Origin of the sequence: Rhizobium sp. B230/85 (assembly GCF_019355735.1) — a bacterium.
In the GTDB taxonomy this organism is placed as follows: domain Bacteria; phylum Pseudomonadota; class Alphaproteobacteria; order Rhizobiales; family Rhizobiaceae; genus Rhizobium; species Rhizobium rhododendri.
Genome location: NZ_CP072156.1, coordinates 2,611,255 through 2,637,091, shown reverse-complemented (window position 1 = coordinate 2,637,091; position 25,837 = coordinate 2,611,255). Strand labels below are relative to the sequence as shown.

26 protein-coding genes and 1 riboswitch are annotated in these 25,837 nt (G+C 59.7%); of the genes, 17 read left to right on the top strand and 9 right to left on the bottom strand.

The window, feature by feature from the left end:
- Positions 1-8: 8 nt before the first annotated feature.
- A complete protein-coding gene (locus J5289_RS12780) occupies positions 9-617 on the bottom strand; it encodes a YkoF family thiamine/hydroxymethylpyrimidine-binding protein (protein WP_209184002.1) in 609 nt (202 codons plus the stop codon).
- Positions 612-724, bottom strand: a riboswitch (TPP riboswitch). (Overlaps the previous gene by 6 nt.)
- A gap of 157 nt (positions 725-881) precedes the next feature.
- Here J5289_RS12780 and xth point away from each other — a divergent pair.
- Positions 882-1,652 (top strand): exodeoxyribonuclease III, encoded by a 771-nt coding sequence (gene xth / locus J5289_RS12775; protein ID WP_209206530.1) that lies wholly within the window; start codon positions 882-884, stop codon positions 1,650-1,652.
- On the opposite strand, the gene J5289_RS12770 is transcribed toward xth, so the two are convergent.
- Genes J5289_RS12770 through J5289_RS12760 form a run of 3 tightly spaced genes read right to left on the bottom strand, consistent with a single transcriptional unit; the run spans position 1,636 to position 2,955 of the window.
- Positions 1,636-2,124 (bottom strand): NUDIX domain-containing protein, encoded by a 489-nt coding sequence (locus tag J5289_RS12770; protein ID WP_142823122.1) that lies wholly within the window; start codon positions 2,122-2,124, stop codon positions 1,636-1,638. The genes xth and J5289_RS12770 overlap by 17 nt on opposite strands.
- A gap of 1 nt (position 2,125) precedes the next feature.
- On the bottom strand, positions 2,126-2,389 hold the full coding sequence (locus J5289_RS12765) for a hypothetical protein (protein WP_209184000.1): 264 nt from the start codon (positions 2,387-2,389) through the stop codon (positions 2,126-2,128).
- Positions 2,390-2,418: 29 nt separating this feature from the next.
- The gene (locus J5289_RS12760; protein WP_209206531.1) at positions 2,419-2,955 is read right to left on the bottom strand and encodes a hypothetical protein; all 537 of its coding nucleotides are present in this window, start codon (positions 2,953-2,955) and stop codon (positions 2,419-2,421) included.
- Between the two features lie 13 nt (positions 2,956-2,968).
- Here J5289_RS12760 and J5289_RS12755 point away from each other — a divergent pair, with 13 nt between their 5' ends.
- The 10 genes from J5289_RS12755 (at position 2,969) to J5289_RS12710 (ending at position 15,229) form a co-directional block, all read left to right on the top strand.
- Entirely contained in the window at positions 2,969-3,826 is an 858-nt protein-coding gene (locus J5289_RS12755) for an SDR family oxidoreductase (protein WP_209183998.1), read from the top strand.
- Between the two features lie 17 nt (positions 3,827-3,843).
- The gene (locus J5289_RS12750) at positions 3,844-4,326 is read left to right on the top strand and encodes a pyridoxamine 5'-phosphate oxidase family protein (protein ID WP_142823118.1); all 483 of its coding nucleotides are present in this window, start codon (positions 3,844-3,846) and stop codon (positions 4,324-4,326) included.
- Between the two features lie 435 nt (positions 4,327-4,761).
- The gene (locus J5289_RS12745; RefSeq protein WP_209206532.1) at positions 4,762-6,198 is read left to right on the top strand and encodes an FAD/NAD(P)-binding protein; all 1,437 of its coding nucleotides are present in this window, start codon (positions 4,762-4,764) and stop codon (positions 6,196-6,198) included.
- A gap of 160 nt (positions 6,199-6,358) precedes the next feature.
- Positions 6,359-6,820 carry an Rrf2 family transcriptional regulator gene (locus J5289_RS12740; protein WP_209183996.1) on the top strand — a complete coding sequence of 154 codons (462 nt, stop codon included), beginning with the start codon at positions 6,359-6,361 and terminating at the stop codon, positions 6,818-6,820.
- 184 nt (positions 6,821-7,004) lie between these two features.
- Positions 7,005-8,498: a CHASE3 domain-containing protein gene (locus J5289_RS12735; protein ID WP_209187486.1), complete on the top strand. Its 1,494-nt coding sequence runs from the start codon at positions 7,005-7,007 to the stop codon at positions 8,496-8,498.
- The gene (locus J5289_RS12730; protein ID WP_374108561.1) at positions 8,495-8,941 is read left to right on the top strand and encodes a response regulator; all 447 of its coding nucleotides are present in this window, start codon (positions 8,495-8,497) and stop codon (positions 8,939-8,941) included. The genes J5289_RS12735 and J5289_RS12730 overlap by 4 nt, the downstream gene beginning before the upstream one ends.
- Complete coding sequence (locus J5289_RS12725; protein ID WP_142823114.1) at positions 8,938-9,996, top strand: histidine kinase dimerization/phosphoacceptor domain -containing protein; 1,059 nt, start codon at positions 8,938-8,940, stop codon at positions 9,994-9,996. Before J5289_RS12730 ends, J5289_RS12725 begins: the two co-directional genes overlap by 4 nt.
- A gap of 76 nt (positions 9,997-10,072) precedes the next feature.
- Positions 10,073-12,775: a mechanosensitive ion channel family protein gene (locus J5289_RS12720; protein ID WP_209206533.1), complete on the top strand. Its 2,703-nt coding sequence runs from the start codon at positions 10,073-10,075 to the stop codon at positions 12,773-12,775.
- Positions 12,776-12,901: 126 nt separating this feature from the next.
- A complete protein-coding gene (locus tag J5289_RS12715) occupies positions 12,902-13,732 on the top strand; it encodes a response regulator (RefSeq protein WP_142823112.1) in 831 nt (276 codons plus the stop codon).
- Positions 13,733-13,891: 159 nt separating this feature from the next.
- A complete protein-coding gene (locus J5289_RS12710; protein ID WP_247749106.1) occupies positions 13,892-15,229 on the top strand; it encodes a diguanylate cyclase in 1,338 nt (445 codons plus the stop codon).
- Between the two features lie 13 nt (positions 15,230-15,242).
- On the opposite strand, the gene J5289_RS12705 is transcribed toward J5289_RS12710, so the two are convergent.
- The 3 genes from J5289_RS12705 to J5289_RS12695 form a co-directional block, all read right to left on the bottom strand.
- Positions 15,243-16,289, bottom strand: a complete 1,047-nt coding sequence (locus J5289_RS12705) for a GlxA family transcriptional regulator (RefSeq protein ID WP_142823110.1) — start codon at positions 16,287-16,289, stop codon at positions 15,243-15,245.
- A gap of 271 nt (positions 16,290-16,560) precedes the next feature.
- Positions 16,561-16,770 carry a hypothetical protein gene (locus tag J5289_RS12700; RefSeq protein ID WP_142823109.1) on the bottom strand — a complete coding sequence of 70 codons (210 nt, stop codon included), beginning with the start codon at positions 16,768-16,770 and terminating at the stop codon, positions 16,561-16,563.
- Positions 16,771-16,830: 60 nt separating this feature from the next.
- A complete protein-coding gene (locus J5289_RS12695; protein ID WP_209183993.1) occupies positions 16,831-17,061 on the bottom strand; it encodes a hypothetical protein in 231 nt (76 codons plus the stop codon).
- A 74-nt stretch (positions 17,062-17,135) separates the two neighbouring features.
- Between J5289_RS12695 and J5289_RS12690 the strand changes: the two genes are divergently transcribed.
- The 3 genes from J5289_RS12690 (at position 17,136) to J5289_RS12680 (ending at position 19,306) form a co-directional block, all read left to right on the top strand.
- The gene (locus tag J5289_RS12690; RefSeq protein ID WP_209183992.1) at positions 17,136-18,071 is read left to right on the top strand and encodes a LysR family transcriptional regulator; all 936 of its coding nucleotides are present in this window, start codon (positions 17,136-17,138) and stop codon (positions 18,069-18,071) included.
- A 144-nt stretch (positions 18,072-18,215) separates the two neighbouring features.
- Complete coding sequence (locus J5289_RS12685) at positions 18,216-18,374, top strand: entericidin (protein ID WP_142823106.1); 159 nt, start codon at positions 18,216-18,218, stop codon at positions 18,372-18,374.
- 227 nt (positions 18,375-18,601) lie between these two features.
- Positions 18,602-19,306 carry a phosphodiester glycosidase family protein gene (locus J5289_RS12680; RefSeq protein ID WP_209184133.1) on the top strand — a complete coding sequence of 235 codons (705 nt, stop codon included), beginning with the start codon at positions 18,602-18,604 and terminating at the stop codon, positions 19,304-19,306.
- Positions 19,307-19,313: 7 nt separating this feature from the next.
- Here the strand turns inward: J5289_RS12680 and J5289_RS12675 are convergent, their stop codons facing one another.
- Positions 19,314-19,652 carry a hypothetical protein gene (locus J5289_RS12675; RefSeq protein WP_209184132.1) on the bottom strand — a complete coding sequence of 113 codons (339 nt, stop codon included), beginning with the start codon at positions 19,650-19,652 and terminating at the stop codon, positions 19,314-19,316.
- A gap of 35 nt (positions 19,653-19,687) precedes the next feature.
- Complete coding sequence (locus J5289_RS12670) at positions 19,688-20,899, bottom strand: glycosyltransferase family 2 protein (protein WP_209183991.1); 1,212 nt, start codon at positions 20,897-20,899, stop codon at positions 19,688-19,690.
- 157 nt (positions 20,900-21,056) lie between these two features.
- Between J5289_RS12670 and J5289_RS12665 the strand changes: the two genes are divergently transcribed.
- The 3 genes from J5289_RS12665 to glf all read left to right on the top strand — a co-directional run bounded on the left by J5289_RS12665 (position 21,057) and on the right by glf (position 25,835).
- Positions 21,057-23,312: a hypothetical protein gene (locus tag J5289_RS12665; RefSeq protein ID WP_209183990.1), complete on the top strand. Its 2,256-nt coding sequence runs from the start codon at positions 21,057-21,059 to the stop codon at positions 23,310-23,312.
- 69 nt (positions 23,313-23,381) lie between these two features.
- Entirely contained in the window at positions 23,382-24,500 is a 1,119-nt protein-coding gene (locus tag J5289_RS12660) for a DUF707 domain-containing protein (protein ID WP_209183989.1), read from the top strand.
- Between the two features lie 159 nt (positions 24,501-24,659).
- Positions 24,660-25,835: a UDP-galactopyranose mutase gene (glf, locus tag J5289_RS12655; RefSeq protein ID WP_209183988.1), complete on the top strand. Its 1,176-nt coding sequence runs from the start codon at positions 24,660-24,662 to the stop codon at positions 25,833-25,835.
- Positions 25,836-25,837 lie beyond the last annotated feature (2 nt).

The window sequence follows — 25,837 nt, the reverse complement described above, 5'->3', positions numbered from 1 at the left end:
GGTTGATCTCAGGATGACGAGGGGCTATGGGCAGATATAGTGATATCGAGCGTGACGTGGCCCATGGTCGGGCCAAAGCGGCAGAAGGCCTCGTTGATCGTCGCAAAGACCGCGCCGGCATCGCCGCGCAGCTTGGTGCAGAAGTTCTTTGAACTGTGGAACACGCCGGACTGCTTGAGGAAGTCGATGCAGCCGTAGATCTCGTCCATGTGCTGATCGATGCCGAGAACGTAGAGCGAGAATTGCGCGGAGACAGTCTCTCCCGTCAGGGGCGTTTCGCGAACGGCTGCGAGAGCCGCCTGCTTGCGTTCTTCGAGCGGTAGGGTGCTGACCATGCTGGTGCTTGGCGTGCAGATCGGATCGTCGGGTTCGCCGGGGCAGCCGCGCGATACCGTGGCGTGCAGTACGCAGTGCTTGCCCGATGAGGCTGCCGCCACGAAGAGGTCGCGCATCGCTGGAAATAGTACGTCGGTCGAGCCGACCAGCAGGGTCGAGAGATCGTCGGTCGACACCCGCATCTGGTCACGATAGGGGTCCAGAGCACCGAGCGCGCCGTGGATGACGCCGACGAAATCGTCGGTCATCGGATAAAGTGATATTTGTGCGCCTGAAAACATTTTAGCCCGCCTCGCTCCGCTGGTATTATCCAGATCAGCTTTAGGGTTTGGAAGCATGTGCGCTTCGGTCTCAGCCCCGGCAATACGGAGCACCCCTGTCGATCCCCTCTGATAGCATGGAGCGGAAGAGATAAAAGCAGATTTTTCCCGGGTCGGCCGAGGGAGTGGAACTGCAAGGTCATGGCAGGCCGCATGCATCCTTTTGCCGCCTGACCCGTTTGCGAGGCGAGAGTTGCGGCTTGCAACGCGCAGGGACGCCATCAGATGAAAATTGCGACCTACAATGTAAACGGCGTGAACGGTCGCCTCGAAAACCTGCTGCGCTGGCTCGACGAATTCAGTCCGGACATCGTCTGTCTGCAGGAATTGAAGGCGCCGGACACCCGCTTCCCGGCTCGGGAAATCGAGCGGGCAGGCTACGGGGCGATCTGGCATGGGCAGAAAAGCTGGAACGGCGTGGCAATCCTGGCGCGGGACGCTATGCCGCTGGAGACCAGACGCGGGTTGCCCGGTGATGACGATGGACAGAGCCGTTATATCGAGGCGGCAATCGGCGGCGTCCTGGTCGGCTGCCTGTACCTTCCGAACGGCAATCCGCAACCAGGCCCGAAGTTCGAATACAAGCTAGCCTGGTTCCAGCGCCTCGCCGACTATGCGACCGAGCTTCTGGAGCTCGAGGTCCCGGTCGTCCTTGCCGGCGATTTCAATGTGATGCCGACCGAACTCGACGTTTATAATCCGAAACGCTGGATCGACGATGCGCTGTTTCATCCCAATGTCCGCTACGCCTTCCGGGAGCTCCTCGATCAAGGCTGGACAGACGGCATACGGCAGATGCACCCCGATCAACGGATCTATACGTTCTGGAAATATCTCCGCAACGCCTATGCCCGCGATGCCGGTTTGCGCATCGACCACTTCCTCCTCAGTCCCTCGCTGGTCGAGCGGCTGTGCGACGCCGGGGTCGACAGGGACGTCCGCGGCTGGGCGCATGCCAGCGATCATGCTCCCGCGTGGATCACGCTCGACGACTAGGGACGTCAAGGCGCTCCATGAACGCCTTGAATGCCTCGAGAAACGGTCGTTGCCCCCGCAGCAGCTTGATTTCCGCCTGATCGAGATCGAACCAGCCGGCGCGGTCGACTTCCGGAAAACTTTGTATCTGGCCGGATTTCGGCGGCCACTGCATTTCGAAACTGTTGCTGACGATCGCGTCTGCATCGATCTCGGCATTGGCCGCGAAAGCGACGACGACTTTGCCACCAGGCTGTCTGATTTCCCCGAGCAGCGTGAACGGACCGTCGAGGCTGGTGCCGATCTCCTCGCGGACCTCCCGGCGGGCCGCGGCGAGATCGTCCTCGTCCGGTTCGATGCCGCCTTTTGGAAGCGACCAGGCGCCTTCGTCCTTGCGGGCCCAGAAGGGGCCGCCCGGATGGACGAGCAGGACTTCGGGTGCCCCATGTGTGGCAAAGCGGTAGATCAGTACGCCGGCACTGCGTTTCACAATCTCAACTCTTCGCGTCAGCCTTGAGGGATAGCCCGAAATCTCGATAGACACTGAGACAATCGGTATAGCTGAGAGTTCTGCTCTCGCCATAAGAAACATGGGCGTTGGAAGCGCCTATACCTGCCTCTTCGGCGACGAACAGGATAGCCTCACCCAGTGACAGGCCTACAATCATGTCGTCGGCGCCGTCATCGCTGTCGATCCCTGTTATCGTTGCGGCAAGTGCGCGCTTGGAGAAGACGACCTCTCGCTCTGCTGGCCTCATGTCTGCGGGTCCTCCCGTTCGGCACGGCTTCAGCCGCGCAATTCTGGATACTTGCGCTGCAGTTCGCTGTCGTCGGAGCAGGAGGTGTCAACTGCGGACAACTCGACCGATACTGCTTCGCCGACGTCGAGTTCGCCATCATGATGGAGTTCGACCTGGTCTCCATCGTGCCTGACGAGGGTCGCAGACGATGTGAAGCCGCGTTTTAGCAACCAATCGCGGGGTGCCTTGACGAGCAGGGTAACAGCAAACTTGCCATTCTCTTTTTCGGTCGCGACAGTCACGCTGTAGGAAACTGGCGCGGTTTCGTTGGCCAGCTCAAGCTTGCCGGTCGCGTCTGCCTTGTGCAGGGTGTTGGTCATGATGATCCTCTCATTGTCATGTTCAGAAACAAATTCGGGCCCTTGAAGTTCCGATCCGTGCCGTTCGATGGCGTGCGTGGCAAATTGCCGAACGCTCATCCGCAGCCTGCAGGCTTCAGTGCCGCCATCCTTCAGATTGAATTCGGAGACTTCGGTGGGGAACCATGACGCGCAACGCTGGTTAGTCTGGTCCAAGCCGACCAAAAGGAGACAGGCCATGAACGGTTATCCCAAGCCGCCATTTCCCACGCAGTCACAGTCCATCCCCGGCAAGACGGCCCGGATGGATCCGAAGCCCGACCACGGGGAGAGCTCCTACAAGGGGTCCGGACGTCTGGCCGGAAAGCGCGCCGTAATTACCGGCGGCGACAGCGGCATCGGTCGCGCCGTCGCAATCGCATTTGCGCGGGAGGGTGCGGATGTGCTCGTTTCTTATCTCGATGAGCACGAGGACGCAGCGGAGACGAAGCACTATGTCGAAGAGGCCGGACGCAAGGCGGTTCTGGTGCCCGGGGATATCCAGGATGCAGCCCATTGCCGGGCGATCATCGACAAGGCCGTATCCGAACTCGGAGGTATCGACATTCTCGTCAACAATGCCGCTCACCAGAATACCTTCAAGGATATCGCGGAGATATCCGATGAAGAGTGGGAGCTGACCTTCAAGGTCAACATCCACGCTATGTTCTACCTGACAAAAGCAGCCGTCGAACACATGGCCCCCGGTAGCTCGATCATCAACACGACCTCGGTCAATGCCGACATGCCAAATCCGACGTTGCTTGCCTATGCAACGACCAAGGGCGCCATCCAGAACTTTACGGGCGGATTGGCGCAGATGCTGGCCGAGAAGGGGATTCGCGCCAATGCCGTTGCGCCGGGCCCGATCTGGACGCCGCTTATCCCATCCACCATGCCGGAAGAGAACGTTACCAACTTCGGCAAGCAGACGCCAATGAAGCGGCCGGGGCAGCCGGCGGAACTCGCAACAGCTTACGTCATGCTTGCAGATCCGCTGTCGAGCTATGTTTCCGGTACCACTATTGCAGTCACCGGCGGCAAGCCGTTCATCTAGTCAAAAGAGGAAATGTCATGACACAGGAAAACGAAAAGGTCGCACGCACCTGGGAATTGATGGAGAAGATCCTTTTCTGCATGCTTTCCACCCGGGTCGGCGAGGACATCCGTTCGCGGCCAATGGCAGCCCATTTCGAGCCGATTGAAAATGCGATCTATTTTCTGACGGACGTGGCTAGCCACAAGGACGAGGAAATCGAGCGCCGGCATAATGTCGGCCTGTCCTTTGCCGACACAAAGGGCCAGAAGTATGTTTCCGTGACGGGCGATGCAGAAGTGTCTAACGACCGTGAGCGGATCCGCGAACTTTTCTCGACGCCCGCCAAAGCCTGGTGGGAAAGCGCGGAGGACCCGTCTATCCGGGTTCTGAAAGTCACGCCGAAATATGCGGAATACTGGGATAGCCCAGGCACCGTCGTCAGCTACGTCAAGATGATTGCCGCAGCCATGTCGAGCGCCAAGCCCGACATGGGCGAGAATGCCAAGGTTTCGCTTTAAGGAGCAGGGTTTCTTCAGCCCTTTTCGCCCGGCAGCCCATGTGGGCTTGCCGCTTTGAGCATCGAGAGTAGGTCGGTCCGAAGGTCTCCTCAGATCTTCGGGCCGATTTTGTTTATCAGCGATGGCTTCTTCCGTTGGCCATCGCCAGTGCGAATACGCCGCAGAGTACAGCAACCAGCAGGTAGTCGAATGCTGTCAGCAGTCTGAAGATTTCCATGTTTTTCTCCTCCTCAAGAGAGCGTCCAGTGTACTCCTCTTTGGATGGGTCGTCATGAATAAAATTCAGGGTTGCGGAAAAGCTCGAAAAAACATTCCGCTGCCCGTCTCATGAGGGGAAGCCCTTCCCTTGTCACGCCGCCACCAGCGTATATTGATCGCGCGACGCCCGGAGTAGAGTTAGGCTTCCGGCAGGCGATGCATAAAAAGGACTAGCTGATGCTTTCTTCGCCCGAGACAATTCCTGTTGTTGCCATTGTTGGAGGTGGTGTCTCAGGGGCGGCGGTTGCCTACCATCTGGCGGGAACAGGTCTGTTCGGCAGGCAACAGATAGTACTCTTCGAACCACGGGCATTGCTTGGCGCAGGTCTCGCCTACGACACTGTCGAGCCTGCCCACCGCATCAACGTGCCATCCACCCGCATGAGCCTGTTTCCGGATGATCCAGAGCACTTCCAGCGCTGGATCGATGCGAACGAGGCTCTTGCCGACGATCCTGACGCACTGGCAGCCAGCGGCGCCCTGTATCCGAGGCGCGGTCTTTTCGGACGCTACATGAACGCGATGATCCGGCCGCTGGTCGAGAGCGGTTCCATCCGCCATGTCCGCGAGCGCGTGCTCTCGGCCGATCGCCTCAATGGCCGGTGGCATCTGACGGGCGAGGGAGGCTATGTTATCGACGCCGATATACTCGTCATTGCGACCAGCCATCCGGCACCGTCCGCACCGGAGCCGCTTGCCAGCGTTCTTGCCGGAGATCCGCGCTTTGTCGCCGACCCGACCCGGCGGGTCGCGCTCGACCCGATCGGTGTCGACGACCGTGTGCTGATCGTCGGCAACGGGCTGACATCGGCCGATGTCGTTGCAGCGCTTGGTCTGCGAGGCCATCGGGGACAGATCACAGCGGTATCACGCCGAGGCTTGCGATCGCGCGGTCATCCTTCGATGCCGCAGGATCCGTTCGGCGATTTCACCTCCGAGCCTGCGCAGACTGCATCAGGACTTCTCAAACGCGTGCGGGCGGCCATTCGCGAAGCGGGCAGGGAGGGGCTTAGCTGGCATGCGGTCATCGATCAGGTGAGGGGCCATGGCGAGGCGCTGTGGCGCGGCCTGCCGGTCGGGGAGAGGCGGCGGATCGCACGTCACCTTCGGCCGTTCTGGGACGTCCACCGGTTCCGTGTCGCGCCGCAAGTCGAGGCTGCCAGCGAGGAGGCAATCGCCGACGGCCGAATGACCGTGCTGGCTGGCTCCGTGGCCGAAGTTGCAATCGACCGAGATAGCATCCTCTGCGTGCTACGGCTCGGGCGGTCGCGCCAGCGGGTCGAGCGGCATTTCGATGCGGTGGTGGTCACAACGGGGCCGGGGCATGGCGGCATCCTTCGCAGCCAGCCCTTCCTGGCAGGTCTGGCCGAACGAGGCTATCTGGTGAACGACCCAACGCGGCTCGGTCTCGACTGCAATGCAAATTCACAAGCGATCGGTACGTCCGGCACGGCGACGGAATCCCTGTTCATATCGGGACCGCTGGCGCGCGGTACATTCGGCGAACTGATGGGCCTGCCGCAGGTAACGGAGCACGCGGTCTTCGTCGCATCCGGCGTTGCAGATACGGTCCGTGCAATGTTTCCAGCGACGCAGCGCCTGCACAGCATCTAGCGGGTTGCGGCCGCCTCTCGTCCAAACGCAATTTTATCGTCTTATAAGCCTGCAATTTCTGCGATATCGGCTTGCCCGCGCGCTCTCCCGGCGTTACGCAGCTTGCGTGATTGCCGATCAGCGAGATGCTGCGGTCGTGCGTCTTCAGGTAACGAATCTCATGCTGACAAAAAAAGGAAAATACGGTCTCAAGGCGTTGGTCGATCTTGCTCGTCTGGGCCCGGGCGAAACTGCCTTCATCAACGATGTTGCTGTGCGCAACAACATTCCGAAGAAGTTTCTCGATGCGATTTTGCTGGAGTTGCGAAATTCCGGCGTGCTGCGCTCGAAGAAGGGCCCCGGGGGCGGCTATTCGCTGTCTCGTCCTGCGGCCGAAATCCGTATCGGCCATGTGATCCGCACCCTTGACGGGCCGCTGGCGCCAATCCGTTGTGCAAGCCGTACTGCCTTTGAAGCCTGCGACGACTGTGCCGATCCGGCAGGCTGCCAGGTACGGAGGTCGATGACCGTGGTTCGCGACGCCGTCGCAACGATCCTCGACAATATGACGCTTGAGCAATTCGTGGCGAGCGGGACGCAAGGGCTAGATGCTGAAGAAGCGCTTGTTTCCGTGACGGGCTAGGTAGACCACGTCCCCGGGCTCCCAATAGGCGGCTTAACGAGATGCCACGAATATCGATTATTTTTCAGAGGCCTGGGAACCATTTCAATCCAGGGGCGTTCCCGAAGGGATCGGTGGCGTCGCTACAGGCGCATCTCGTCTGGCCTGGCCTGATAACGGTCGGCATGGGTGCATCGTAGCTAAAATGATACGTTTCAATAAATCGATTTCCAGCTCCATCCCTGCGATCCTGACCGTTGGCGCTATAACCCTGCTCCTCGTTGTTCTCGGCGCTCTGTATTTCAGCGGTCGTGCGGCGGAGGAGGCGGACAGCGCTGTCGATGCAAGCCGTCTCAACAATCGCGTGCTCAACCTTCTGAGTTCGGCGCAGGATGCCGAAACCGGACAGCGCGGCTATCTTCTGACCGGCGATGCGCGTTATCTTGCGCCGTTCACGAAATCCGCAGTGTCGATCCCGGCCGAAATTGCCGCGCTCACGCCGCGCCTGCTCGAGATCGGCGTTCCCCAGTCTTCGCTGGACAATCTCAAATCCCTCATGGATCGAAAGCTCGCGGAGATGAAACGCACGGTGGACCTGCGTTCCGCCGGTGACACTGCCGGTTCGATCGCGTTGGTCGAATCGAATGTCGGGATCGAGCTGATGGATGAAATCCGTCGTGAGATCAATGTCATCCAGCAGCGCGGCATCGTCAATTCGGGCGACCATATCGCCTCGCTCAGGGCATCGACGACGTCACTTTCGGCGATCATTGCCGTCAGTGCGGCCTTGCTCGTGGCACTAGCCGCCGGCGCGTTCAAGCTTATCCGCGATCACCATAGGCAGATCGAGGCGGCACGACTGCAGCTTGCCAGTGCGAACGAAACGCTGGAAGAGACAGTGGTCGCCCGCACTCAAGGGCTGCAAAGGGCAAACGACGAGCTGCAGGCCTACGCCTACATCGTCAGCCACGATTTGCGCGCGCCGCTCGTCAACATCATGGGCTTCACGGAGGAGCTCGATCGCGCCGCACAGGTGTTCAAGTCATACCTCGAGAAAAACAATGCCGATCTCACAACGATCGAAGGTCGTGCGGCCATCGAGGCAGTCGACACGGATATCCCGGAAGCACTTGGTTTCATCCGGACTTCGATGCGTCGGATGGACAATCTGATCAACCAGATCCTTGTGCTTGCGCGGGCCGGAAACCGCGAACTGCACCGCGATCGGATCAAGCTGTCGGAGCTGGTCGAGGACACGCTGGGTACGCTCCGTCACCGGTTGGACGAGGCCGAGATCGAAGTGGATATACAGGGTGTCCTTCCTGAGGTGCAGTCCGACCGGCTGGCTCTGCAGCAGATCGTCGGCAACCTGCTGGACAATGCCATCAAGTACCTGGACCCCTCACGGCGCGGTAAGATCTCCATTTCCGGCAGGCGCCACGGTATGTTCGCGAGCGTCGAAATCAGCGATAATGGACGGGGAATCGCTGCAGGCGACCAAGAGAGGATTTTCGAACTGTTCCGGCGCTCGGGCAGACAGGACATGCCGGGCGACGGCGTCGGCCTTGCCCATGTTCGCGCGCTGGCCCGGCGTCTCGGCGGAGATGTTACCGTTAGTTCCGAGCTGGGGCAGGGGACAACGTTCGAAGTTAAGATTGCTGCCGATATGGCCCGATTGAAAAGAGAAGATTCGAAATGATGAGTTCCCCGAATACCGTCAAGATCATCATGATCGAAGACGATGAAGGCCACGCACGGCTGATCGAGAAGAATATCCGTCGTGCCGGCGTCACCAACGAGATTGTGCCCTTCGTCACAGGCGGAGATGCGCTCGACTTCATGCTTGGCAAGGATGGCAGTGGCGAGCCTTCGCGTGGGCAGCCCATCCTCATCCTGCTCGACTTCAATCTTCCCGACATGAGCGGGCTGGATATTCTGCAGAAGGTCAAGGCCAACGAGCATACGAGGCGGGCAATGGTGATCGTTCTGACGACCACCGACGACCCGCGCGAAATCGCCCGTTGCTACGACCTCGGCGCAAACGTCTATGTCAGTAAACCGATGCAATACGACAAGTTCGTGCATGCGATACAGCAGCTCGGCATGTTCGTTGCCGTCATGAAGATCCCGGAGGTGGAATGATAGAGCTGGATGCTGCGGCGGATGCTGCGATCCATATTCTCTATATAGACGACGATGAAGCACTCGGCGTGCTGACGCGCAAGAACATGCAGCGTCGCGGCTACGAGCTTCATCTGGCGAAGGATGGCGCTGCTGGCCTGGCGCGTCTTGCCGAAGGCGGCATTGACGCGATTGTCCTCGACCATTTCCTCGAAGGGGAAACGGGGCTGGACCTGCTGCCCTGCATCGTCTCCGGTGCCGATCATCCGCCGGTCATCTACGCGACCGGATCGGGAGATGCCGGCGTTGCAGTTGCGGCCCTGAAGGCCGGCGCCGACGACTATGTCATGAAGGGCGTTTCGTCCGATTATTTCGACCTGTTGGCCGCAGCGTTGGCCCAAGGGTTGGAGCGGGCGCGCTTTCGACGCGATACGTTGCGCGCCCAGGCGGTGATCCGCCATGAACGCGACCGCGCCGAGCTACTGCTCTCCGAAGTCAACCATCGGATCGCCAACAGCCTCGGCCTGGTGGCCGCGCTGATCCGCATGCAGGCTTCCGTCACCAAGGATCAGGTGACCATCGACGCGCTGCAGGAAACGCAGATCCGCATCAACGCCATCGCCAGCGTCCACCGGCGGCTCTACACCAGCCACGAGGTCGGTACCGTCCGGGTAAAGGAATATCTGGAGAGCCTGCTTGCCGAACTCGAGGCGTCCATGCGCGACGAGCAGCGGCCGCATAGCGTGAAGGTCGAGTGCGACGATGTCATCCTGTCGACTGACAAGGTGATCACGCTTGGCCTGATCATTAGTGAACTTGTCACCAACGCGTATAAGTACGCCTATCCCGCCGGCCAGACCGGTGAAATCCGCGTGGTTGTCGACCAGACTGGCCAGGGTGGCCTCCGCGTGCATGTCGAAGACGACGGCGTCGGCTTCGACCGGACGGCTCCGGCCAAGGGCACGGGACTTGGCACCAAGATCCTGACGGCGATGGCATCCAGCCTGAAGTCCAGCATTCTCTACGCCCCCGACCGCCAGGGCACGCGGGCGATGTTGAATTTCTCTATCGACTGATCGATGCGGCGCGCGACTTGCAAGTGCTGTGAATGTTGCCTTTCTGTCGCCTTGGTTTGCTTTACAAGCGATGACGATGATCTCGCCAACTGACCTGTTCACCTGGGGAAGACGCTTGCGACCACTTCTGAATTCGATCTCCGTCCTTTTCCTGACACTTGCCGTGTCAGCGACTGCGATTGCCTTGCCGGCACGCGCACAGCAGTCGGCGGCTCCGGCGACATCGTCACCCCAGACAACGCCAGCGCCTGCGGCGGCACCTGACGCGCCCACGCCAGATGCAGCAAAGCCCGATGCGACCAAGCCGGACGCGCCGTCGGCGGATGCCCAGCAAAAACAGCAACCGCCTGCGGCCAACGGCTTGGATCGAACGGCTGCCGAGATCGCCCAGGCTCGCAAACAGCTTTCCTCCCTCGAGGATAGCGTCAAACAGGGCGCGTCCGATGACGATGCGCTGGTGGTCCTTGCCGGAAAGGCCGATGATCTCACCCGTGCCGCGACCGAGATCTCGGGGCGCCTGAAGCCACGGGCCGACGAAATGACGGCGCGACTGACGCAGATCGGCCCGCCTCCGAAAGAGGGCCAGCCTGCCGAGGCTCCCATCGTCACGCAGGAACGCGAAAAGCTGACGTCTGCAATCGCGCAGATCAACGTCGTGATGGGCGATGCGGACAATCTGACGGCCAGTGCCAATCGGGTGTCCGGTCAGATCACCGAGCTCCGGCGGCGCCTTTTTGCCGATACCCTCTTTCGCCGTACCGAACTCTCGCTGTCGACCTTCGACGACGCCGGCCAGGCGCTCGTGCAGGAGGCTGTCAACTTTCGCAACGCCCTCTCGAGCTGGGGTACGTTCGTCTGGAAATTCAAGCGGATCCCGCTGTTTACCGCTGTTTTCCTGTCCCTTGCCGCAGCCCTGATCTTCATGGCCGGGGGGTACCGGCTTTTCGGGCGATACTTCTTCCGTGACGAGACGATCGAGGCTCCCTCCTATATGAGCCGGCTCTCCATCGCGTTCTGGTCGACGATGATCCGGGCGTTGTCGGTGGCTGCCTTCCTCGTGCTCTCGTTCTTTTTCCTCGAGACTTTCAATGTGCTGCGGCCGGACATCGCGCCGGTGTTTTCAGCAGTTTTCGGTTTCGTCGGGCTGGTCTATTTCGTAGCAAGCTTCGTCAACGCCGTCTTTGCGCCGTTCGAGCCCAGCTGGCGGCTCGTGAAGCTCTCCAACAAGGGCGCTCGATCCGTAGGCTGGTGCCTGCTCGCCATTGCCATCGTCAATGGCCTCGATTTCGTCCTCAATCGCATCAGCGAATCGATGGGCTCGCCGGTCATCGTCACCGTAGCGAAGAGCTTCTCTGCAGCGATGATCATCGGCCTGATCTTCATCGCGGTGTCGTTCGGCAAGCCGATGCTTGCGAGAAGCGGCGATCCCGAGGCCCCGGGCCGCCGCTGGCCGCACGGACTCGCCATCATCCTGAGGGTCATCGGTGCCGCGCTGATCTTCATGGCGGTGATTGGCTATGTCGGGCTCGCCCGCTTTATCGCGCTGCAGTTGATCGTCACCAGCGCCGTTCTCGTCACCATGTATCTCGGCATCCTGCTCGGCAAGGCAGTATCGGATCAGGGGAATTTCCCCGAGACATCGATCGGCCGGTTTCTGCAGAGCCGTGCGAGCATCAGCACCGCGATGCTCGACCAAGCGGGCCTCGTGGCGGGACTGGCAATCTATGTGTTCGCGCTGATGACCGGCATCCCGCTCATCCTGTTGTCGTGGGGGTTCCACGTTCAGGATCTGGAAATCTTCTTCTATCGGTTGTTCACCGAGATCAGGCTCGGCAGCATCAGGATCTCCCTCGTCGGTATCCTTGCCGGCATCCTGTTCTTCATCGGCGGCTACCTCGTTACCCGCTGGTTCCAGCGCTGGCTGGACGGCACGGTCATGGCGCGTGGCCAGGTCGATCTCGGCGTCCGCAACTCGGTCAAGACCGGCATCGGCTATCTCGGCGTGGCAATTGCCGCCGTGATCGGCATTTCGGCTGCGGGTATCGATCTGTCGAGCCTTGCGCTGGTTGCAAGTGCGCTTTCCGTCGGTATCGGTTTCGGCCTGCAGAACATCGTGTCCAATTTCGTCTCCGGCCTCATTCTCCTGGTGGAGCGGCCGTTCAAGGTCGGCGACTGGATTGTTTCCGGAACTTCGGAGGGTATCGTCAAGCGTATTTCCGTCCGTGCGACGGAGATCGAGACCTTTCGCCAGCAATCGATCATCGTGCCGAATTCCGAGCTGATCAATGCGTCGGTCGGCAACTGGACGCACCGCAACAGGCTCGCGCGCTCCGAAATCCCGGTTTCGGTGAGCTATGACTGCGACCCGGAGCAGGTAATGGCAATCCTGCTGGAACTGGTCAAGGCGGTGCCCAAGGTGCTGAAAAACCCGGAGCCGCACGTCGAGTTCCTCCGCTTCGGTCCGTCGTCGCTGGACTTCGAGATGCGGTTCTACCTGGCTGACCTCTCCGATGGCATGCCTATCCGCAACAACCTGCGCATTGCCATCCTGAAGCGCTTTAAGAAGGAAGGCATCGACATGCCTTATCCGCAGCAGGAATTGCACATCAGCCGCCGCGCGGAAAGACAGCGGGTGGAAGCCACGCTACCTGAAAGCATCGAAAAGGCTGATTACATCGTCGAGCCGCCGATCCAGCCGCCAGAAGCGCCGGTGCCAGCGGAGACACGAACCAGGCCCAGCCGGCGTAAAGTCGATGGCAAACCTGAAGTGCAGTCCTGATCTACTCTGTAATGCTGCAGACTTGCTGCAGCTGAATGGCGATTTACATAAGTCGTCGCAAAATTAACACAAACTCAAATGCTTTGCCTTATTCTTCGGTCAGTGAGGTCTCATCGAAGGTTAGTCATGGCATTTTTAGGCATTTCCGGAATGCAATATTCGGGTGGGACCTTTGCGGGGGCTCGCATACTTCTGGCCGAAGACTCGCATGTCTTTACCGCGATGATCAGCAAGAGGCTGAAAGAGCTTTTCGACATCGAGATCGAGATTTGCGGCAACTTCGAAGATTTGCAGCTCGCCTACGACAAGTCGCCCGAGCCGATCAAGCTGGCGATCTCCAACATCAATCTTCCGGGTGCCGAGAATGGCGAGGCGCTGGAATACTTGACTGACCTCAGCATCCCGACGATCGTTTTCACAGGCACCTTCCATGAGGGAATGCGCGACGCGCTGCTCGCCAAGGATATCGTCGACTACATCCTCAAGGACAACATCTTCGCAGTCGACCTGCTGGCAGAATCGGTTTGTCGCTTCCTGACCAATCACCGCCACCACGTGTTGATCGTCGATGACAGCGCAACAGCGCGCGCGCTTCTCAGCAGCCGCCTGAAGCGCTACAATTTCCGCGTCAGCGTTGCCGAGAACGGATCCAAGGCGCTGGAAATCCTCAAGGCCAATGCCGACATCGGCCTGATGATCACCGACTACAACATGCCCGACATCGACGGATTCGAGCTGACGCGGCGCATCCGCTCCAGCATCGGCTCGCATCAGCTGCGGATCATCGGCGTGTCGTCGTCGACCAATCGGCTGCTGTCGGCCCGCTTCCTGAAGGCCGGTGGCAACGACTTCATATTGCGGCCGTTCATCGACGAGGAATTCTACTGCAGGGTCAACCAGAACCTCGATACCCTGCTGCAGATCCAATCGATGCGCCAGCAGAAGGCCTATGCTTGAGAAAGAACAGGCGCTTCGGGGCCCGTTCATGCCCACTTCGCGGTGACTAGTTACAAACTGTTGGACCCCGGTGTTCATAAATCCCTGTCTTGATCTGCTGACTATCCCGCTGCCCGCATTGAATGTGGGCCGGTCGCATTGCCGGGGGGGCTGCCGGCAATGAGCGACCTGTTGTTCGAAAAATTCTCGCGGGACCTGAGCCCTGCGGCGAGACGCGGCCAGAAGGTTCTCCTGGTCGAAGATTCCCGCATGTTCGGCTCGATGCTCTCCCAACGTTTCCGCGTCGAGCTCAATCTCGATGTCACGCTCTGTACATCCATGAAGACGCTGGAAACGACGATTCGCGCCAGCGATCACGGTTTCAGCCTGGCCATCGTCAATCTCAATCTGCCGGATGCTGCCTACGGCGAAGCACTCGACATGCTCCTCGACCACAGGGTCCCGAGCATCGTCTTTACAGCAGCGGCCGATATCGACATGCGCGACCGGTTGATGGAGCGCAGCATTATCGACTACGTACTGAAGGACAATACCCAGGCAGCCGACAATCTCGTGGCTTCCGTGCGTCGTTCGATTACCAACAGCAAGACGAGGGTGCTCGTCGTGGACGCGATGCCCGTGGCCCGGAAGATGCTCGTCGACAGTCTCGAGATGCAGCGCTTCGAGGTCTATGAAGCAGCGAGCGGTGCTGCCGCTATCCAGGCGCTGGATCAGTATTCCGAGATCGAGCTGGTCCTGATCGACGATGCGCTGCCGGACGGGACGGGATGGGAACTGACACGGCAGATCACCCATAGGCGGAATTCCGATCGCCTGCGGGTCATCGGCCTATCTGCGTCGGACGACCGATTGGCCGCAACGGCGTACCTGAAAGCTGGTGCCACGGATTTCCTGCGTCGGCCTTTCGTTGCCGAAGAGCTTAAATACCGGATCAGCCGGGTGATCGACACGCTGTCGCAAATGCGCCAGCTGCGCGCCGCCGCCTCGGTCGACTATCTCACCGGTCTCTATAACAGGCGTTACTTCTTCGATCAGGGCCCGCGCCTTGCCAATGACTGCCTCAGGCTGGAGACACGACCATCCATCGGTATCCTCGATATCGACCATTTCAAGCGGCTGAACGACACCTACGGTCACGAGATCGGTGACCAGGTGCTGAAGGCGGTCGCGACGCGGCTGCAGACGTTTCTGGAAGGCAGCCGCAACCTCCTGTCGCGGATCGGCGGCGAAGAATTTGCCATCCTGTTCGCAGACATGGACTCATCCGTCGCAACCGAGTTCTGCGAGGAACTGCGCGAAAATATCTCCGGTCTGAAAATCCAGGCAGACGGCGAGGCGCTGTCGGTGACCGTGTCAATCGGCATAGCGTCGATCAACGCCCAGGAGACGTTCGAGAATTATCTCAACGCTGCCGACCAGTTTCTCTATATGGCCAAGCACCGCGGGCGCAATCGTGTCTTCTCCGACACTAGGATGGCGGCGGAAGAGGGACGGTAGCCGTTATCCGGCTTCAGATGACGACGCCGGTGCGGACGTTTGACATGGTCAGCTTGCGCTCGGCCCGCTCCTGCTGCGGCGAACGGTTGTAGAGTTCGCGATAACACTTCGAGAAGTGCGACGCGGAGACGAAGCCGCAGGCGACGGCGACTTCGACCACCGGCATCGACGACTGCACCAGAAGGTGCCTTGCTCGATCGAGGCGAATCTCGAGATAGTAGCGGGCAGGGGAACGGCCCATTTCCTGTCGGAACAGCCGCTCGATCTGGCGACGCGACAGGCCGGCGTCGTCGGCGATGTCGAGCAGCGAGAGTGGCTCAGACAAGTGACTTTCCATTACCTCGATGATCTCCAGCACCTTGGCATTCTGGACACCGAGCCGTGCTCGGAGCGGCAGACGCTGGCGGTCGTGCGGGCTGCGGACGCGGTCCGTGAGCGCCTGTTCGCAGACGCGGTTGACCAGATTCTCGCCAAAATCCTGGCCGATCAGGTTGAGCATCATGTCCAGCGAGGCCGTGCCGCCGGCGCAGGTGTAGAGATTGCTGTCGACTTCGTAGAGGTCGGCATAGACTTCGGCCTGCGGAAAGGCTTCGGCAAAACCCGGCAGGTTTTCCCAGTGGATTGCGCAGCGCTTGCCGTTCAGGAGCCCCGCCTGGGCAAGCACATGGGCGCCCGTACAGAGGCTGCCGACAGCGACGCCGCGATTGTAGGATTCTCGCAGCCAGGCATTGACCGATTTGTTCTGGAACTCCTCGACATAGATGCCGGAGGCGACGAGCACCATGCTGGGCCGGCTCTCTCCGCCCAGATATCGTCGCTCATCGGCCAGCGACGAGTTGACCTCGATGCCAATGCCGCTCGATGAATAGATCTTGTCGCCGTCGGTCGAGGCAAGTCGCCAGCTGTAGGCAGTATAGCCAAGCATACGGTTGGCAATGCGCAATGTCTCGATCGCTGCCGCAAATGGCAGCATCGTAAAGTGCGGGATAAGGAAGAAAACGATCGAGCGTTTCTTGCCGGGCGTCTTGCCTTGCTCCACCTGATGCTGCGCTACCACCATGCCCGCGTCCCTCATATCGATTTCAGCAGAAAATTAGTCTGAAAGCGACAGTCTCATGGAAGATGATGGCCACAAAGGCTTATTTGCGTCACGTCAAAGATTTATGATTTGTCAAAAAAAGTCAAGGCAAAAGCTTACGATATAGGATCTGGTAAGACTCATAAGTCCATGAAATATAACGATTAATATATTACTGAAGGTTGGATTGGCGACGCTGCTAATCAGCCGAGCGTCGCCCTGAAATCGACCGGAAATGTCGTATTTTGTCGCATCATTTGCGGTCGCTCGAAATGTCGGCAGCAGGCCAGCCAAAGTCCTTGCGCATGTCGAATGGCATCGCTTCGATCTGCCTGGCAGCCTGATGCTCAGACCAGCGATCGGCCAGCGAAAGAACGTAGGCGGACAGGCGGGAAAGCGTGCCGCTGAAGAGGATAAACGACGGGCGCCCGTGGGAAGGGCGTCTATAGCTGATGGTGGTCATGATTGATCTCCTTTTGGTTGTGTTGATGTTGGCCACGCTGATATGGGCCTGTATCACTCATCATTCAAACGAATAGATTTTATAGCATCCATAAGAAAAGTTGACGGTTGCCGTTGTTCCGATTTGTGGAAGGGCGGTGTCGGGTGGAAAGCCGCGGGCGTTGACGTCGGCTACAAGATGCGGGGGCAGGTGGGACATTTGTCTGAGGGTCGCAGCGTTTGTTTGGCGCAGCGCGCGGTCTCGACTGTTGGTCCAGTGATCGATGACATCGGATAGGTAGGAGCGGATCATGGCTCGTTCCTCTGCTGTTCAAGGTGGCGGTGAGATCGATGCTATAGAAGCTTATTGACAGTCAGCAAAACGAAATGATATTGCTATATAAATCAGAAAAATTGAAAGATGCGTCGATGAACGTTCCGCTGCGCCGATCCGTGCCGTTGCTCGACAACGATGTCCTTCGCACCTTCGTGGCGATTGCCGAGACCGGCAACTTCTCAACGGCGGCCGAGGCCGTACATCGCACGCCGTCAGCGGTGTCCATGCAGATCAAGAAGCTCGAGGAGCAACTCGGTGTCGTCCTGTTCCTGCGCGATGCCCGTTCCGTCAGCCTCACCGAACATGGCGAAATGCTGCTTTCCTACGCGCGCAACATGCTGGCGCTGTCCAACGAGGCGGTGTCGCGTTTCATCATGCCGGAACTGAGCGGCGTCGTCAGGCTCGGAGCGCCGGACGACATAGGCGAGCGGTTGCTGCCGAGCATCCTGAAGCGATTCTCGCAGAGCTATCCCAGCATCATGGTCGACGTCGTGGTCGACATGAGCCTTGCCCTCAAGAAGCGCTTCGCGGAACAACGACTCGACCTGGCGCTCATCAATTGTTCGACGAGGCCATTTCCGACGGAGGGTGACGTCATCTACACCGAGCGGCTTGTCTGGGCCGGTGCGAAATGCGGCACGGCCCATCGCCGGGATCCTCTGCCGATATCGATCTGGGAGGACGGCTGCATATGGCGCTCCGATGCAATCCACCAGCTGCAGCAGGCGAAAAGGAACTATCGCGTAGCCTTCCTCAGCGCCCATACCACTGCCCAACGCGCGGCCGTCGTGTCTGATCTCGCCGTAGCGCCTCTGCCCCGCTCCTACGTCACCGAAGACATGGCTATACTCGGCGCGAAAGAAGGGCTGCCGGAATTGACGACTTTCGATATCCGGTTGCTGACTGCGCGCGAAGTCACGGGACCAATAGCGGCTGTCGCGGAAAGCATCCGGCACGCTTTCGGCGAGATGGCGCGGGCGGCCTGAGGCCCTGTCTCACGGGCTTTTGGCTGGCACCGCATCCACGTCGTTATTTATGTGAACCTTTTTCAATGTGGCGCGTTTTGGGGACGGAAGGTTTACTTTCTGCCTTATTGTCGTCAAAAACCCATTCACGAAGGACCGCTAATCATGTCTTCTTCCGTCATCGCAAAAGTCGGCGTCGCCTGCATTTCCCTGATGCTTCTCGCATCCTGCGCCAATACCATTAAAGGCATGGGCAAGGACACTGCCAACACGGTCAACGCGACCCAGACGGCTGGCCACACTGTCAAGAAGGCAGCTCAGTAATCTGACGAATTCTGTCGGCTGCGACGCATGTCGCGGCCGACACCTTATTATTTTTTATCTCTTTATCATCCGGGTCATTATTCGGGCTCGCCACTACGCGCACCGAGCAACCCTTGAAGTCACCTATCTGCCGCCGCATCTGTTGTCTTGAATTTGCCTGTTGCCGGGGAGCGTGACGTTTGTTTCGATGGTTGATTATTCTGGCAGGGCTCGTCTCGACGCCCGTCATGGCCGAGACACCGGTGACCGGCGGCAACTGCCGCAAGGTGGAGCATCTCGGGGCGAGCTACATCGTCTGCAGCTTCGACCCCGCCAAAGACAACATCCGCCTGTTTTCCAACGGTAGCGCCGGAAAGCCATACGGCTCGTTCGCGGCGCTGCGCGATGCACTGGCGCGTGACCGGCTATCGCTGCGCTTTGCCATGAACGGTGGCATGTACGAGCCCGACCAGAGCCCGGTCGGTCTCTATGTCGAGGGCGGCAGCCAGCAGAAGGCGCTCGACACCGGCACAGGCTGGGGAAATTTCCGCCTGCTGCCGAACGGCGTGTTCTACATTCAGCCCGGCGCTGTCGGCGTCATGGAGACAAAGGCGTTTGCCGCCGCCGGTATCGAGCCGCTCTACGCCACGCAATCGGGACCGATGCTAGTGATCGACGGGGCGCTTCACCCGTCGTTCTTGATCGACAGCACAAGCCTCAAGAGGCGCAATGGTGTCGGTGTCGATGCGGACGGAAAAGCAGTGTTCGTGGTGTCCGACGGCGAGGTGCGCTTTCACGATTTCGCCACGCTGTTTCGCGACGTGCTCGGCTGCCGCAACGCCCTGTTCCTGGACGGCAGCATCTCCAGCCTCTATGTGCCGGAGTGGCAGAGGGAAGACAGCGCATTTCCGCTCGGGCCAATCATCGCCGTGACAGCTGTGATGCCTGACTGAAAGCCGTTCAGACCTTCGGAAAGGCGCGCTCCAGGCCGCCCGATCGCGTCAGACCTGCCCTAAACGCCGCATATGACGGGTGCTGGCTGGATTTCGCCACTTCGGACAGGCGGATCTGCAGCCGGGCCGGTGCGGCATTTCCGAGCCATTCGCCGAGCGCTTCGAGTTTCATGCTGTTGAGGAACTTGGCTTTCGAGGCCTGATCCAGGTGCCAGTGCAGGCCCTCGATCAGGCTGACATCCTGTAGCGGATTTTCCATGATCAGGGCGATGACGGAGCGGTCGGCGTCAGCCAGTGTGGAAAGTCTGGCGGCGATGGCGTCGCGGTCGGCAAAGGCTGTCGTCATGGTGGTCATGCTCTCAAATGGCTGGGAAATGCGGGTCAGACGAACTGCGCCATGTATTTCATGATATCGAAAACGCCATCCTTCGCACCGTGGCGCTCGGGAAATTCGGGCGTGAACCGCAGGTAGGCGCGGGGGCGGTCGCCGTCCATTCCGGTCCGCTGGTCGCGGGTAAGCTTTTGCTGGATCGATTCCGGCAGCAGGCTGAGCGTCGTATCGTTGATAACCGGATCGAGGATCGCCGGTTCGCCGTTGAAGGCGACGGCCTCTGTGGCTGCGGTTACGATGCCCGCGAGCTTGCAGATCTGGCCATAGGCATCGGCCGTGAGAGGCTGTGGCTGATAGACAGCCATGCGGTGATACATGATGTAGGCCTCGACCCAGTTCTTTGCCGAGACGTGCAGGCGCAAGGCCACCGCCTGGCGCTGCAGCATAAAGCCGGTGATGCGGGCCATCAGGGAAGCGCGGTAGTCCTGCGGGAGATCCGGCGTGCGCAGCGCCTGCGAGGCGAGATATTCCAGCCCCCCCCGATAGCTGTCCCACTGGAACATGCATTCCTTATTGCCCTGCTGCAGGCGCGGATCGTCCGAGACGGCGGTGACGCGCGCGAACGGCTCCGGCATGAACAGGATATCGGCCTTGTCGAGAGCTCGTGTCGTGTAGAGGAAGGCCCAGAAAATGAAGGGTGTCGGGCTGGAGATCGACCGCAGCAGCACTTCCCGGCGGATGATCATGAACTCGGGGAAGATATGGCCGTTGATGATGAAATCGAGCAGGGCGCGGAAGTCGCCCTTGCGATGCCTGGTCGGGGAGGCGACATGGTAGAATGGCGACATATCGCCGCCGCCGGGCCGCGCATCGACCAGCAGCCACGGAGCTTGTACGACGCCGATCTCGCTGTCCGCCTCCATCAACCGAAGATATTCGATGACCTTTTCCGGAATGAGCAGGTCATCATCGCCGAGAAACACAGCATAGCGACCGCGGGCGCGCTGCATGGCAAAGGCATAGTTGCTGAGAAAGCCGGAATTCGTCGCGCGACGGAAGGCGGAGATCTCCGGCTGGTCGGCGAGCGAGGCAATATAGGCCGCAGTATCGTCGGTCGAGCAGTCGTCGACGATGACGATCTCGAAGGGAATGCCGATCCGCCGGAAAGCATCCAGATGGAAGGTGACGTTCCGCTCGAGCAGGAACTGCCGATTATAGGTGGGAACGCATATCGACAGGATCAGCGGTTCATTGAGGGACATCGGGTTCTCCAGTCAGCAGGCTTTGCGCTTGGATAGAAGCGGTTGCTTTCGTGGGGCTGGAGGCGAGGTTCGAGACTCTCCATGCGTGTGCCGAACAGGCTGGCGCAAGCTAATGCTGGAATCCTCTGGCAACAGATCAGACATCAAAGGATTCTCGATGCCCACCACAGTTGCCTGGAATACCGGCATCCCGAACAAGCCGTTGTTGGATGGATCCTTCGCGCCGGACGTCGCGTCTGTGCCGGTGGACCTCGAGGTTCCGGAATTCTGGTTTACCGTCAAAGCCGACGGGGACCGTCATCGCAAGATGTTCTCTGAACTCTGCGCAGGCCTCGGTCGTCGCCGCGTGACGACCAATCTCTCCATCGTGCCATTCGGGACGCATCTGGCCCCAAGACGCCCGCCGAACGGCGGTATCACCATCTCCTATCACTCGGTCGGCGATGGTCCGAATATCTGGCGCATCAAGGAAACGCCGATCGTCGGCTGGTATTCCTTCGACGAGAATGGTTTTTCCGGCTGGAGTTCACTTGCGCGGTTTCCGGAGCTGCATGCGGAAGGTATCGACGCGGTCAATACCGAGGCCGCCCGCCGCCGCGTGAAGGCGCTGGTGATGGCTCTCAGGGCCGGCAATACGTCGAAGTACGAACAATCGGGCGAAGCTTTCGATGCAGGCCGCCCCTTTGTCTATTTCCCGATGCAGTTGCTCGAAGATCCCGTCGCCCAGTTTTGTCGTATCGATCCGCTCGAGGTTCTGCGCCATGCCGCGGCTCAAGCCGATGTCACCGGGCGGTTGCTTGTGGTCAAGCGGCATCCGCAATGCACCAATGGCCTCGTTACACGAACCCTTGACGAAGTGCAGGCCCGGCACCGCAATGTGATGGTATCGACGGCTTCCATCCATCGGCATCTGGAGCAGTGCGAAACGGTGATCGTCGCCAATTCAGGCGTTGGCCTGGAGGCTCTGCTTTACGAAAAGGCGGTCTTCACTTTCGCATCCAGCGAGTATGAACTGGGCGGCTTTCCGTGCGGATCGCTCGCTGACCTCGACGCAGCATTCACCCACCGCTCGCAGCCAGAGGAAGGCCGGGCAGCGCGCTTTGTGTCCTACTATCTGGACAACTGCTGTTTTTCGATCGAAGACCGTCAAACCATCGATCGCTGCATCGAAAAGGCCCTGCTCGGCAGGGTACGGCACGTGCCGCCAATTTTCACCGGCGAGCGTGACGAACTTTTCAGGACGCATGCGAATGTTGAAATGTTGCGGCGCGAACTGGGTAACGTCAAATCCCAGCTTGCCGAGGCCAACGACAGGAATGCAGCTCAGGCTGGCAACTGGCGGAACGCGCCCGCTGAAAAAATTGTCGCTGCACAGGGGCAGGGCATCGAGCACGACCTAGCCGCGCAGACGGCATTTGTCATGCATAGCGCCGGTCTGGCTGCTAGCGTCGGCGACAACATCATGACCAAGGTCGCACGGGCTACATTTGCCGGATTCGCGGAATTGGCTGTCTCGCTGCGTGCCGATCCCGATGCCAGGCGGCTTGTCGACAGCCAGTTGCTGCAGTCTGGATATGCGGCGGGTCTCGACCGGAATGTCGCTGCCAGGAACGTTACTGCGGCGGACTACCAGCGTCTCCACGACGGTGATGCCGGCTACCAGAACAATAACTGGCTTGTCGATCATGCAGCCGTCATCGCGTCGGCCCGGCCGGAAACGCTGACCGAAGTCGGTTGTGGCAATGGACGGTTCCTGCGCGCTATTGCCGGATCGGTCCGCAATGTCATCGGCCTCGACTGGGCGCGTTCGCCGCTTCTCGGGCAGTTGCCGTCGAATGTGCATTTCCAGAGCACCAACGTGCTGACGGATGCATTGCCGCGCGCCGACATCTGCTGCTCTGCCGATGTCCTCGAGCATTTCACCCCGGATGCGCTGCCGGCCCTGATTGCCAAGCTCCACGACAGCGCCCGTCTCAACTACCATGTAATCGCCTGCTATGATGACGGTCACAGCCATTGCGCCGTGCTCCATCCCGGCCAGTGGCTCGGCCTCTTCAAGACGGTCAGCGCGACCTACGAGATCGCCGCTATCATTCCCCGGCGGGGCCGTCCGGACCAGCTCGTCTGCGTCATCACCAACGTGCCGAATGCGGCGAATTACTTTCCGTATCTCGGTGTCGTCGTCGGCACGTGGCAAACAAATTCGGGCCAGCGGGTGACCTTCGGAAACGACTTCTCCGTGACCATCGAGGGGCAGATCGTCGCCTCTTGGTTCCCAATGACGGACGGCAGGGCAGCTGTCGGCTGGATGCAATCCAAAATGGTCGACGTGCTCGATCCCGCAGAAGACGGTAAGGCGCTGACGATCACCAACATGCGTGGCGAACGCCACGAAGTGAGACGAGTTTCGTAAATCACTCAAGAAACTACGATCGGGACAGACCGAGCAGGGGTGGGACATGAAGGGGAAGAAACAGTGAATATGCTGGCTTCGACAAGAGAAAACACAGCTTCAGACTTTCTGGCTGGGTTGAGCGAATCCGATCCGGTAACGGAAGAAATGCTAACCGGAACGTTCTGGCAGTTTGCCGACCTGGAGCGCGGCACCTTGTCGCCGTTCCTCGTGTTGGCTCCGGGCGGATTGGTTGGCAATTTTTTCAATGCGTCGACGGATTACTGGCAAGTCGTCAATGGCCTCTTGTGCTTCATCGACGAGACCGGTCTGCCTTCGATCGTCTTCAATGTCTCCCGCATGGAGGGGTCGAAGGTAGCATTGCTGGCAGGCAGGGGCGTGGTGGATGGCGTTGTTGCAATCTACATGCTCACGTCGACACCTCACCCCGAGCATCCGATGTTTGCGACGCAGCTGTCGCACGAGCGCAACGCAAAGTTCCTGGTGCAGCCGGCAAACGGTCCTAAGCGTCCCAACCTCGTCGTTGTCCCCGCCAACTCTAAGTCGCTGCATCCTCGCTGGTTCGACGGGCTGGATGCCGCGACGCGCAGCTGGGATCTGTGCGTCGGCTATTACGGTGCCGAAGATCCCGTCGTCGAAAGCCCGTTCGAATATCTCGCCCATCTTCCGAAGCGCAAGAAGTTCAGGCTGATTTCCGACCTGTTCTACGAGGGAAGCCCGCTCTGGGGTTACGACCGCGTCTGGCTCCCGGATGACGACCTGCTTTGCGATGGCGATACCGTCAATCGGATGTTTCATCTGTCCCGCAAGCACGGGCTGGAACTGGCGCAGCCGTCGCTCAAGCAGGGTCCGGGTTGCTTCCCCAACCATCCGATCACGATCCAGCGGCCGAACAGCATTTTGCGGCACGAGGGGTTCATTGAGATCATGTGCCCGATCTTCTCCAAGGCTGCCCTGAAGATCTGCATCGGCTCGATGCGCGATGCGGAGTCCGGCTACGGCCTCGACCATCTCTGGCCTGCTTTCCTCGGTCGCCCTGCAAACCGCATGGCTATCATCGATGCGGTAGGGGTGGCCCATACGAGGCCTCTAGGTGCTACCTACAATGTTCAGGCGGCTGTCGATGAGCAAGCCGCACTGTTCAACTCCTACCGCTACACGCCCGTCAAGATGCAGGGCGTTTGGTAAGCCGCCAAGGTGGAAGGCCTGCAGCTTCGATCCGATCGATTTGAAAGCCGCTGGCCTTCACCCGGGGCCCGTTTCACTGGTGACCGCTTCCCCCATACCGACAGCCCTCCGGGGCCCCGATGAAGGGATGCGGACCTTCCGCTAAGGTGCTGAGACACTATGACCGATTTTTCCAATATCGACCTGCTGATCGTCGGCGCCGGATTTTATGGAGCGACCATTGCCGAGCGGGTGGCGACTGACCTCAAGAAGAATGTGCTGATCGTCGATCGCCGTCATCATATCGGTGGCAACGCCTATAGCGAGTTCGACAAGGACACCGGGATCGAAGTGCATCGCTACGGCGCACACCTGTTCCACACGCCGAACGAGACGGTGTGGAATTACCTAAACCGCTTCACCGGCTTCACCGACTACAAGCATCGGGTCTACACGAGCTACCGCGACCAAGCCTATTCGATGCCGATCAACCTTGCGACCATCTGCCAGTTCTTCGGCAAGCGGTTCTCGCCCGACGAAGCGCGGGCGTTGATCGCCGGGCAGGCGGCTGAGATGGAAGGCAAGCACCCTTCCAACCTCGAGGAAAAGGCGATCTCGCTGATCGGCCGGCCGCTCTACGAAGCATTTATTCGCGGCTACACGGCCAAGCAGTGGCAGACGGACCCGCGCGACCTGCCTGAACACATCATCACCCGGCTGCCGGTGCGCTACAATTTCGAGAACCGCTATTTCAACGATGCCTATGAGGGCCTGCCGAAAGACGGCTACACCGCCATCTTTGATCGCATGCTGGCCTCGCCGCATATCCAGACGATGCTCGGTACCGATTTCTTCGACATCAAGTCCCAGCTGCCGGCTGGGCTGCCGATCATCTACACCGGCCCGATCGATCGCTATTTCGATTATTCCGAGGGCGAGCTTGGGTGGCGGACGATCGATTTCGAACAGCAGACGCTGGATGTCGGCGATTTTCAGGGAACGGCGGTCATGAATTACGCCGACGAGGATGTGCCCTTTACCCGCATCCTCGAATTCCGCCACTTCAATCCGGAGCGGAACTACCAGAACGAAAAGACAGTCGTCGTGCGCGAATATTCGCGTTCCGCACAGCGCAAGGACGAGCCCTATTATCCGATCGACACGCGCCAGGACAAGGATGTGTTCCTGCGCTACCGCGCACGGGCGGATGCGGAGGCCAATGTGCATTTCGGCGGCCGGCTCGGTACCTACCGCTATCTCGACATGCACCAGGCCATCGGCGCGGCATTGAAGACCTTCGACAGCATGGTCATGCCGCACTTCGCCGAGGGCCGTGCCTTTGGCGGCGGAAAGTAACA

Bases quoted from the DNA above. Each gene is read 5' to 3' on its own strand.
- J5289_RS12695 (WP_209183993.1), bottom strand. From the start codon at position 17,061: ATGATCCGCTCCTACCTATCCGATGTCATCGATCACTGGACCAACAGT.
- J5289_RS12740 (WP_209183996.1), top strand. From the start codon at position 6,359: ATGCTGACAAAAAAAGGAAAATACGGTCTCAAGGCGTTGGTCGATCTT.
- J5289_RS12710 (WP_247749106.1), top strand. From the start codon at position 13,892: ATGAGCGACCTGTTGTTCGAAAAATTCTCGCGGGACCTGAGCCCTGCG.
- J5289_RS12700 (WP_142823109.1), bottom strand. From the start codon at position 16,770: ATGACCACCATCAGCTATAGACGCCCTTCCCACGGGCGCCCGTCGTTT.
- J5289_RS12745 (WP_209206532.1), top strand. From the start codon at position 4,762: ATGCTTTCTTCGCCCGAGACAATTCCTGTTGTTGCCATTGTTGGAGGT.
- J5289_RS12765 (WP_209184000.1), bottom strand. From the start codon at position 2,389: ATGAGGCCAGCAGAGCGAGAGGTCGTCTTCTCCAAGCGCGCACTTGCC.
- J5289_RS12690 (WP_209183992.1), top strand. From the start codon at position 17,136: ATGATATTGCTATATAAATCAGAAAAATTGAAAGATGCGTCGATGAAC.
- J5289_RS12715 (WP_142823112.1), top strand. From the start codon at position 12,902: ATGGCATTTTTAGGCATTTCCGGAATGCAATATTCGGGTGGGACCTTT.
- J5289_RS12670 (WP_209183991.1), bottom strand. From the start codon at position 20,899: ATGTCCCTCAATGAACCGCTGATCCTGTCGATATGCGTTCCCACCTAT.
- J5289_RS12705 (WP_142823110.1), bottom strand. From the start codon at position 16,289: ATGGTGGTAGCGCAGCATCAGGTGGAGCAAGGCAAGACGCCCGGCAAG.
- J5289_RS12780 (WP_209184002.1), bottom strand. From the start codon at position 617: ATGTTTTCAGGCGCACAAATATCACTTTATCCGATGACCGACGATTTC.
- J5289_RS12660 (WP_209183989.1), top strand. From the start codon at position 23,382: ATGCTGGCTTCGACAAGAGAAAACACAGCTTCAGACTTTCTGGCTGGG.
- J5289_RS12720 (WP_209206533.1), top strand. From the start codon at position 10,073: ATGATCTCGCCAACTGACCTGTTCACCTGGGGAAGACGCTTGCGACCA.
- J5289_RS12685 (WP_142823106.1), top strand. From the start codon at position 18,216: ATGTCTTCTTCCGTCATCGCAAAAGTCGGCGTCGCCTGCATTTCCCTG.
- J5289_RS12680 (WP_209184133.1), top strand. From the start codon at position 18,602: ATGGCCGAGACACCGGTGACCGGCGGCAACTGCCGCAAGGTGGAGCAT.
- J5289_RS12755 (WP_209183998.1), top strand. From the start codon at position 2,969: ATGAACGGTTATCCCAAGCCGCCATTTCCCACGCAGTCACAGTCCATC.
- xth (WP_209206530.1), top strand. From the start codon at position 882: ATGAAAATTGCGACCTACAATGTAAACGGCGTGAACGGTCGCCTCGAA.
- glf (WP_209183988.1), top strand. From the start codon at position 24,660: ATGACCGATTTTTCCAATATCGACCTGCTGATCGTCGGCGCCGGATTT.
- J5289_RS12750 (WP_142823118.1), top strand. From the start codon at position 3,844: ATGACACAGGAAAACGAAAAGGTCGCACGCACCTGGGAATTGATGGAG.
- J5289_RS12735 (WP_209187486.1), top strand. From the start codon at position 7,005: ATGATACGTTTCAATAAATCGATTTCCAGCTCCATCCCTGCGATCCTG.
- J5289_RS12730 (WP_374108561.1), top strand. From the start codon at position 8,495: ATGATGAGTTCCCCGAATACCGTCAAGATCATCATGATCGAAGACGAT.
- J5289_RS12665 (WP_209183990.1), top strand. From the start codon at position 21,057: ATGCCCACCACAGTTGCCTGGAATACCGGCATCCCGAACAAGCCGTTG.
- J5289_RS12725 (WP_142823114.1), top strand. From the start codon at position 8,938: ATGATAGAGCTGGATGCTGCGGCGGATGCTGCGATCCATATTCTCTAT.
- J5289_RS12675 (WP_209184132.1), bottom strand. From the start codon at position 19,652: ATGACGACAGCCTTTGCCGACCGCGACGCCATCGCCGCCAGACTTTCC.